7 protein-coding genes and 1 other RNA gene are annotated in these 7,467 nt (G+C 76.6%); 6 read left to right on the forward strand and 2 right to left on the reverse strand.

All coding sequences use genetic code 11. The features are described 5' to 3' along the window. Positions 1-128 precede the first annotated feature (128 nt). Both ABTZ17_RS35325 and ABTZ17_RS35330 read right to left on the reverse strand, forming a co-directional pair. Positions 129-284 (reverse strand): hypothetical protein, encoded by a 156-nt coding sequence (locus ABTZ17_RS35325; protein ID WP_352199907.1) that lies wholly within the window; start codon positions 282-284, stop codon positions 129-131. Between the two features lie 112 nt (positions 285-396). Then, entirely contained in the window at positions 397-1,848 is a 1,452-nt protein-coding gene (locus tag ABTZ17_RS35330) for a hypothetical protein (protein WP_352199908.1), read from the reverse strand. 234 nt (positions 1,849-2,082) lie between these two features. On the opposite strand from ABTZ17_RS35330, the gene ABTZ17_RS35335 reads away from it, so the two are divergent. The 6 genes from ABTZ17_RS35335 to ABTZ17_RS35360 all read left to right on the forward strand — a co-directional run bounded on the left by ABTZ17_RS35335 (position 2,083) and on the right by ABTZ17_RS35360 (position 7,337). Continuing rightward, a complete protein-coding gene (locus ABTZ17_RS35335; protein ID WP_352199909.1) occupies positions 2,083-2,955 on the forward strand; it encodes a Nif3-like dinuclear metal center hexameric protein in 873 nt (290 codons plus the stop codon). Then, the gene (locus tag ABTZ17_RS35340) at positions 2,952-3,695 is read left to right on the forward strand and encodes a zinc ribbon domain-containing protein (protein WP_352199912.1); all 744 of its coding nucleotides are present in this window, start codon (positions 2,952-2,954) and stop codon (positions 3,693-3,695) included. The genes ABTZ17_RS35335 and ABTZ17_RS35340 overlap by 4 nt, the downstream gene beginning before the upstream one ends. Continuing rightward, a complete protein-coding gene (locus tag ABTZ17_RS35345; RefSeq protein WP_352199910.1) occupies positions 3,695-5,053 on the forward strand; it encodes a bifunctional RNase H/acid phosphatase in 1,359 nt (452 codons plus the stop codon). The genes ABTZ17_RS35340 and ABTZ17_RS35345 overlap by 1 nt, the downstream gene beginning before the upstream one ends. 97 nt (positions 5,054-5,150) lie before the next feature. Continuing rightward, positions 5,151-5,566, forward strand: an RNA gene (rnpB, locus tag ABTZ17_RS35350) — RNase P RNA component class A. Between the two features lie 149 nt (positions 5,567-5,715). After that, complete coding sequence (locus tag ABTZ17_RS35355; protein ID WP_352199911.1) at positions 5,716-6,468, forward strand: MerR family transcriptional regulator; 753 nt, start codon at positions 5,716-5,718, stop codon at positions 6,466-6,468. Next, entirely contained in the window at positions 6,465-7,337 is an 873-nt protein-coding gene (locus tag ABTZ17_RS35360) for a hypothetical protein (protein ID WP_502994976.1), read from the forward strand. Before ABTZ17_RS35355 ends, ABTZ17_RS35360 begins: the two co-directional genes overlap by 4 nt. The last annotated feature ends 130 nt before the right edge of the window (positions 7,338-7,467 follow it).

Raw genomic sequence — 7,467 nt, forward strand, 5'->3', positions numbered from 1 at the left:
TTCGCCGCCCCCGCGGTCCTGGCCCGGCGCCCCGCGTGACCCGGCCCCCGGGCGGCGCCCGGGAAGCCCGGCGGGGCGCCCCGGCCGCCGGCCGGGGCGCCCCTCGTCGTGCGTCGCGGTCCGCCCGGTCAGGAGGCGGTCGCGGCTTCCTCCTCGGCGGGCCGCCGGTGGCGGCCCTGCGGCGGGGCGCTCTCCTGCTCGGTGGCGGCGGCCCCGCGGTGGCGGCCCCCCGCCGCCGTCAGCTCGGCCGTGGACTGCGCGGTTCTGGTTCCCGTGTCGGACATGATGGGACGTCATCCTCGTTCTCGGCTCGTGCCCGCCCGGTCCTCCAGCGGCCGGACGGTCCCCCGGCCGGTCATCCCATCACACCCGTTGGAGTCGGACGGAAGCGGGGTGTCACCGTCCGGCAAGCGGCGCCTGCTGGAGGGGAACCGGCCGGGTGGCGGCCGCGACGGCGGCCACCCGCACCTCCGGCGGGACCTGCGGAACCGTCAGCCGCACCACCCCGCAGGCCGCGCCGGGCAGCGCGTACGGCAGCCTCAGCACCCCCTCCCGGGTCCACAACCCCGTCCCGCCCAGCCAGCCCGCCGGGGCGCCCAGCCGGAACAGGTGCTTGTCCACCGGCCGCCACAGCCCCACCCCGCCGTCCCCCAGCCGCATCGCCACCGCGCAGCCCTCCGGCATCAGGACCTGACCCGGCTGCACCGCGAAGGGCACGGCGTCGGCCCCCACCGGGCGCAGGCACTCCGGGAAGCGGACGGGGCGGGGGCTGCCCAGCACCCCCCAGCCCAGGCGCGGTTCACCGGGGGCGTCGGAGCGGATCAGCAGGAGCCCGCTGTCGGGGTCGGCGAGCAGCAGCCGGTCCTCGCTGTCCTCGCCGATCTGGAGCAGCGGGGCGGTCTCCGCCTCCCCGGCCAGGTCCACGGCCACGGTCCGGGTCCGGCCGTCGCCCTGCCGGTCGGTGCGGTCCAGGGCCAGTGTCCGACCGGCCCGGTCCAGCCAGATCCCGCCCGCGCAGTCCCCGGGGACCGCGGTCAGCCGGCGCGGCCCGTCGGCGGCGGCCTCCCCGGTGAGGCACCAGATCTCGGTGCTGTCGCGGCCCACGGCCAGGGCGTAGGAGCTCCGGCCGTCGGGAGCGGGCGGCAGCAGTCGGACCCGGGACAGCCCGGCCGCCTCGATGCCGCCGAGGGCCAGCTCGCCGGTGCGGGGCCCGCCGGCCGCTCCGCTGGGGTAGAGCAGGGCGAAGAGGTGGCGGCCGGCGACCCGGCGGTGGATCAGCACCCGTCCGTCGGCCAGGGCCAGCAGTTCGCTGTCCGCCTCCTCGGGCTGCTCCATGGGGAGCGGTACGGCATAGGGCTCGGGACCGTCCAGGGTCCACCGCTCCGGGTAGCGGGCCTCGCCCTCCCCGGCGAGCCGGGCCGCGTAGGAGCCGTCCGCGGCGAGGGCGAAGCCGGTGAACTCCGGACCGGGAGCGGGCACGGGCGGCAGCGGCGGCGGAGCGGGCACGGCGGCGGGCACCGCGGCTCCCTCGATGCCGGCGCCCGGCGCGACCGGCCCGCCCTCGCCCTCGGGCCCGGCTTGGCCGTCGGCCTCGGCCTCGGCGTCGCCGTCCACGGCGGGCGGGCCCGGGGCGGTCCGGGAGCCTTCGGCCGCGACCGCACCCGTCTCGGGGGCGGGGGACTCCCCGGCGCCCGCGGCGTCGGGGGCGGAGCCGTCCGATCGTCCCTCCGGTCGTCCCTCCGGCCCCGCCGGATCCCGCGGCCCCGCGGGCTCTTCCGGCCCCTCGGGCCGGGGAGCGGGGCCGGCCGGAGCGGCGGTCCCTCCGGGTTCGATGGCACAGGTGGTCATCCGTGCGTCACCTCCGGCGAGGAAGCTAGTTTTCGGACGTCCGGGCCGACAACACGAGTCACCCGCCTTCACACATAAGGGTGGCCGCCCGGCGATTCGGCTGTGACCACGGCGACGACTGTGCTCCGACGGAGGTCTCCGCCGTCCCGGCCGCCGCTCCCGGCCCTCCCGTCACGGTCGGTCCGCCCCCGGGCGGGAGGGGCCGACGGCGGTACGGACGGTAGCCTTGGCTCCGTGCCCCGTCTGTCTGAAGTCATCGCCGCCCTCGACGCCCTGTGGCCCCCCGCGCGGGCCGAGCAGTGGGACGCCGTCGGCACCGTCTGCGGAGATCCCGACGCCGAGGTGTCCCGGGTGCTGTTCGCCGTGGACCCGGTCCAGGAGATCGTCGACGAGGCGGTGGAACTGGGCGCCGACCTGGTCGTCACCCACCATCCCCTGTACCTGCGGGGCACCACCACCGTCGCGGCCTCCACCTTCAAGGGCCGCGTGGTGCACACCCTGATCAGGAACGACATCGCCCTGCACGTGGCGCACACGAACGCCGACACCGCCGACCCCGGGGTCTCCGACGCCCTCGCCGGCGCCCTGGACCTGCGGATCACCGGCCCGCTCGTGCCCGACCCCACCGACCCGGAAGGGCGTCGCGGTCTCGGCCGGCTGTGCGAACTGGACCACCCCGAGACCCTCCGCGAGTTCGCCGCCCGGGCCGCCGCCCGGTTGCCGCGCACCGCCCAGGGCATCCGGGTCGCCGGCGATCCCGAGCAGCCGATCCGCACCGTCGCCGTCAGCGGCGGCTCCGGAGACAGCCTCTTCGACCGCGTCCGGGCCGCCGGCGTGGACGCTTTCCTCACCGCCGACCTGCGCCACCACCCGGCCTCCGAGGCCCGCGAGACGAGCCCCCTGGCCCTCCTCGACGCCGCCCACTGGGCCACCGAGTGGCCCTGGTGCGAGCAGGCGGCCGCCCAACTCGACGCGGTGTCCGACCGGCACGGCTGGGGCCTGCGCACCCACGTGTCCCGAGCGGTCACCGACCCGTGGACGGCCCACGCGCCCTCCACGGACCACACTCCTCCGTCCCCTTCTTCTATCTCTGGAGCCCCCAACTGAACGCCGAGCCCGCCGACCAGATCCGACTTCTCGACGTCCAGGCCCTGGACGTGCGGCTGTCGCAGCTCGCCCACAAGCGCAGGTCGCTGCCCGAGCACGCCGAGCTCGACTCCCTCACCAAGGACCTCGCCCAGCAGCGGGACCTGCTCGTCGCCGCGCAGACGCAGGAGAGCGACACCCAGCGCGAGCAGACCAAGGCGGAGCAGGACGTCGACCAGGTCCGCCAGCGCGCGGTCCGCGACCAGCAGCGCCTGGACTCCGGCGCCGTGACCTCTCCGAAGGACCTGGAGAACCTCCAGCGCGAGATCGTCTCCCTCGCCAAGCGCCAGGGCGACCTGGAGGACGTGGTCCTGGAGGTCATGGAGCGTCGTGAGGCCGCCCAGGAGCGGGTGGCCGAGCTCACCGAGCGGGTCTCCTCCCTCCAGGCCAAGACGGACGACGCCACCACCCGCCGTGACGCCGCCACCGGCGAGCTCGACGCCGAGACCGCCAAGGCAGAGAAGGACCGCGAGATCGTGGTCGGCTCGGTCCCGGCCGACCTCGTCGCCCTGTACGAGAAGATCCGCCTCAAGCAGAACGGCGTGGGCGCGGCCAAGCTGTACCAGCGCCGTTGCCTGGGCTGCCAGCTGGAGCTGGACGTGGCCGAGGTCAACGAGGTCAAGGCGGCCGCCGCGAACCAGGTCGTCCGTCACGAGAACTGCGGCCGCATCCTGGTCCGTACGGCCGACTCGGGCATCTGATGCGGCAGGGGGCGGGAGCGGTGCGTCTCGTCGTCGAGGCCGACGGCGGGTCCCGGGGCAACCCGGGGCCCGCGGGCTACGGCGCGGTGGTCCTGGACCCCGACAGCGGCGAGACCCTGGCCGAGCGGGCGGAGTTCATCGGCGTCGCCACGAACAACGTCGCCGAGTACAAGGGCCTCATCGCCGGACTCGCGGCCGTCCGCGAGCTCGCCCCCGACGCCGAGGTGCTGGTCCGCATGGACTCCAAGCTGGTCGTCGAGCAGATGTCCGGCCGTTGGAAGATCAAGCACCCGGACATGAAGCCGCTCGCCGCCGAGGCGGCCCGCATCCTGCCCGGCGGCCGGGTGCGGTACGAGTGGATCCCCCGCGAGCGGAACAAGCACGCGGACCGGCTCGCCAACGAGGCCATGGACGCCGGGAAGCGCGGGGAGCAGTGGTCCCCGAGCGCCTCCACGGCCGCCCTCGACGCCTCCGCCGCCCGCTCCCTGGCCGTCCCGCCGCCCTCCGGTCCCCCCGGGGACGCGGCGGCGGGCGCCTCGGCCGCCCGCGCCGCCCTCTCCGCCGCCCGCGCCACCCGGACCGCGCCGGCCCCGGCCCCGGGCGCGCCCGTGGACCCGCCCACGCTCTTCGACGCGGACCCGGCACCGGCTCCGGTCGCCCCGGTGGCCGCCGGGGGACCGGAAGAGGTGGAGGTGCCCGTGGTCGCCGCGCCGGGCTGGTCCGGGCCGGACCTGGGCACCCCCGCCACCTTCGTGCTGCTCCGGCACGGCGAGACCGCCCTCACCCCGCAGAAGCGCTTCTCCGGCAGCGGGGGCACCGACCCGGAGCTCTCCCCGGTCGGTCTCCGGCAGGCCGAGGGGGCGGCCCGTGCGCTCGCCGCCCGCGGCACGGTCGAGGCCGTGGTCAGCTCCCCGCTGCTGCGCTGCCGCCAGACCGCGCAGGCCGTCGCCGACCGGCTCGGGCTGCCCGTCACGGTGGACGAGGAACTGCGGGAGACCGACTTCGGGGCCTGGGAGGGGCTGAGCTTCGCGGAGGTCCGTGACCGGTACCCGGCCGACCTCGACGCCTGGCTGGCCTCCCCGGACGCCGCCCCCACCGGCGGCGGCGAGAGCTTCGCCGCGGTGGCCGTGCGCGTGGCGGCGGCCCGGGACCGGCTGCTGGCCGCCCACCGGGGACGCACCGTGCTCCTCGTCTCGCACGTCACCCCGGTCAAGACCCTGGTGCGACTGGCCCTGGGGGCGCCCCCGGAGTCCCTGTTCCGGATGGAGCTCTCGGCGGCCTCCCTGTCCGCGGTGGCGTACTACGCCGACGGCAACGCCTCCGTCCGCCTCTTCAACGACACCTCCCACCTGCGCTGACCCTCGCCGCGGCCCCGCCCGAGGGGGCGTCGGCGGGGACGCGGGCCGGTGGCGCGGGGCCCGGTCCGCCAGCCGGTAGCATGGTCACCACGGCAGACGAGCCGGGCGGACGGCCGCGTCGGGATCCTCGGATCCCGCCGAGGAACGTCCGGGCTCCACAGGGCAGGGTGGTGGGTAACGCCCACCCGGGGTGACCCGCGGGACAGTGCCACAGAGAACAGACCGCCGGGACCTGTACCCGTACAGGACCCGGTAAGGGTGAAACGGTGGTGTAAGAGACCACCAGCGCCTGAGGTGACTCAGGCGGCTAGGTAAACCCCACCCGGAGCAAGGTCAAGAGGGGTGGTCGTCTTCGGACGGCCGCCCTGCGCGGACGATCGAGGGCTGCCCGCCCGAGTCCGCGGGTAGACCGCACGAGGCCGGCGGCAACGCCGGTCCTAGATGGATGGCCGTCTCCCCGGCGACCGCGAGGTCTCCGGGCGACAGAACCCGGCGTACAGCCCGACTCGTCTGCCGCTCCACCGCCCCCGCCGCACCAGGCCGGAGGGCGGTTCCGCGTTTCCGGGCCCCGCATGCCCCTGGCTCGGCCCCGGACGCTCCGGGTCCCGGCCCCTCCGGTCGTGGGTTGACCTTGACGCTGCGGCAGGGTTTCTACTGGGTGCATGCGGATCGGAGAGATCGCCGGGCTCGTCGGGGTCACCACCCGGGCGGTGCGGCACTACCACCAGGTCGGGCTGTTGCCGGAGCCGGAGCGGCGGGCCAACGGGTACCGGCAGTACACCGTGCGCGACGCCGTCCTGCTCGCGCGCGTGCGGCGCTTGACCGAGCTGGGGCTCGGGCTGGACGAGGTGAAGGACGTGCTCGCCGAGGACGCGGGACGCGGGCTCGCCGAGGTCCTGGCCGAGCTGGACGCCGACCTGGCCCGGCAGGAGGCCGAGATCCGGGAGCGGCGCCGGAGGCTGGCCGCGCTGCTCGCGGAGCCCGGTGGGCCCGGACCCGTTTCGCCCGGCCTGGCCGCCCTGCTGGCCCGCGCGCCGGCGAGCGATTCCCCCGCCGCCGCCCTGGACCGGGAACACCTGGCCCTGTTGGACGCCACCGGGCACGGCGGGGAGCGGCTGTACGCCGTCCTCGGCCCGCTGGCCGAGGATCCGGCGGTGCTCGCGCTCTACGCCCGCCTCGACGCCCTCGCCGGAGCCGACCCCGACGACCCGAGGATCGGCCCGCTCGCCGAGGACCTGGTGGCCGCCGTGCCCGAGGAGGTGTTCGAGGCGGTCCGGGCCGCCGGGGCCGACGCGCCCCCGACCGCGGAACCGGCGGGCTTCCGGGAGGCCCTGCTCGCCGAGTTCGCCCCCGCGCAGGCCGAGGTGGTCCGCCGGGTGATGACGGCCTTCATGGAGAGGGGACGGACGCCGTGACGGAGACGGAGACGGGAGTGGGAGTGGGAGTGGGGGTGGGCCGGGCGGGGCGGTTGCGGTGGGCGCGGCGGGCCGTGCTGGTGGCGGTCCCCGCCGAACTGGTGCTCGTGGCCCTGCTCGTGGCCGGGGTCCGGCCGCCCCCGGCGGTGCTCCTGGTCGCGGAGGTGGTGGTCCTGGCCGTGCTCGCGCTGGAGGCGTGGGTGTGGGGCGGGCTGTTTCGGGCCGCCCGCCGGGCCGGGGCCGGGCGCCGTCCGGCCGCGCGGGAGGCCGTCCGGGCCGTGGTCCCCGTACCGGTGCGGCGGCTGCTGCGCCACGAGCTGCTGGCGATGGCCTCCCTGGCGCTGTGGGCGGCGCGGCGGCGGCACGGGGTCCGGGCGGGGGAGCACGCCGCCCCTTACGCCGGGCCGCAGACCGCGATGATGTACGGGCTCGTCTTCGTCTCCCTCGTGGAGACGGTCGCCCTGGCCGTGCTCATCCCCTGGCCCGCGGTGCACCGGGTGGTGCTGGTTCTCGACGTGTACGGGGTGCTGCTGGTGCTCGCCCTGCACGCGGCCTGCGTGACCCGCCCGCACGTGGTCGCCGCGGACGGCTCCCTGCGGATCCGCTACGGGGCGCTCTTCGACCTGGTCGTCCCGGCCGAGCGGATCGCCTCCGTGCGGGTGGACCGGCGGTACCCGGACGGGCGGCTCCTCACGCTGGCCGAGGACGGCACGCTCGACGTGATCGTGGGTGGTCAGACCACGGTGACGGTGGAGCTGGACGGGGTGCTCGGGTTCGTGCGGCCGTTGGGCGGGGGAGGGGAGGCGAGGGTGGTGCGCTTCCACGCGGATGATCCCGTGGGCGTGGTGGCGGCTCTGCGGGCCGCGTGAAGGTCGGCGCCGCGGTCCCTCGTGGTCCGCCGCGCGGGGCCTTTCCCCCACCCCGCACCTTCCCGAAACCGTGGCTCCGCCCCGGCCCCCATAAGACCGCCTCAAACGCCGGCGGGGCTCGAATCCAGCC

Source organism: Streptomyces sp. NPDC097619, from assembly GCF_040302735.1.
Classification (GTDB): domain Bacteria; phylum Actinomycetota; class Actinomycetes; order Streptomycetales; family Streptomycetaceae; genus Streptomyces.

Bases quoted from the DNA above. Each gene is read 5' to 3' on its own strand.
- ABTZ17_RS35325 (WP_352199907.1), bottom strand. From the start codon at position 284: ATGTCCGACACGGGAACCAGAACCGCGCAGTCCACGGCCGAGCTGACG.
- ABTZ17_RS35330 (WP_352199908.1), bottom strand. From the start codon at position 1,848: ATGACCACCTGTGCCATCGAACCCGGAGGGACCGCCGCTCCGGCCGGC.
- ABTZ17_RS35345 (WP_352199910.1), top strand. From the start codon at position 3,695: ATGCGGCAGGGGGCGGGAGCGGTGCGTCTCGTCGTCGAGGCCGACGGC.
- ABTZ17_RS35355 (WP_352199911.1), top strand. From the start codon at position 5,716: ATGCGGATCGGAGAGATCGCCGGGCTCGTCGGGGTCACCACCCGGGCG.